Here is an 881-nt window from a genome sequence, read left to right on the forward strand (position 1 = left end):
CTATAGCGGGCCGGCAACTCCGCCTTGAAGGCGTCGATCGCCGTGCCGAGCTTGCGCGCCACCGAGACGGCATCGCTGCCGGGCGCGACGTCGGCCTGGACGGTCACCGTCGGCAGGCGGCCGCGGCGCCAGATCAGCGGCGGTTCGGTCTGGTAGGAGAGCGTCGCCACCTGCTCGAGCGGCACGCGGCGTCCGCCCGACGCGCTGATCGTCAGGCCGCGCAGCGTGTCGATACTGGCGCGTTCCTGTTCCACGGCGCGGGCGATGATGTCGACGAGGTAGGTGTCGTCGCGCATCTGCGTGATCTTCGAGCCCGACAGGACCGCGTTGATCGTCTCGGAAAGCTGCTGCGAGGAGATGCCAAGTGCGCGCGCCCGGTCCTGGTCGACCTCGACCTTGATGACCTTTGCCGGCTCGTTCCAGTCGTAGTTGATGTTGCGCACCGCGGCATCGCTACCCAGCACCTGCGCGAACTGCTGCGCGAGGCTGCGTGTCTTGTCCGGGTCCGGACCGCTGACGCGGAATTTTAGCGGCCAGCCGACCGGCGGGCCGAGTTCGAGCGGCGTGACGCGGGCCATGACGTCGTCGAAGCCGGTCGACAGCTTCGTCTCCAGCCGGTCGATGACGGCCTGGCGCACGGCGTGACCCTTGGTCACCACCACCGCCTGGGCGAAGAAGTCATTGGCGAGCTGCGCGTCGAGCGGCAGGTAGAAGCGCACCGCGCCCTGGCCGACATAGAAGCTCCAATGGTCGATGTCCGGATCGGCGGCGAGCAGCTTTTCCACGCGCTCCACCACCGCGCCGGTCGCCTTGATCGAGGCGGTGCGCGGCAGGGTGAGGTCGACCATGACCTCCGGCCGGTCGGACTTCGGGAAGAACTC

General features: G+C 68.6%; 1 protein-coding gene. It reads right to left on the reverse strand.

Annotated features, from left to right (window positions below; all coding sequences use genetic code 11):
* Positions 1–848: efflux RND transporter permease subunit (locus tag EOA33_RS37125; RefSeq protein ID WP_245482592.1), on the reverse strand; the 848-nt coding region annotated here is incomplete at its 3' end.
* Between the last annotated feature and the right edge of the window lie 33 nt (positions 849–881).

The sequence above is a fragment of the Mesorhizobium sp. M4A.F.Ca.ET.050.02.1.1 genome, from assembly GCF_003997725.1.
Lineage (GTDB): Bacteria > Pseudomonadota > Alphaproteobacteria > Rhizobiales > Rhizobiaceae > Mesorhizobium.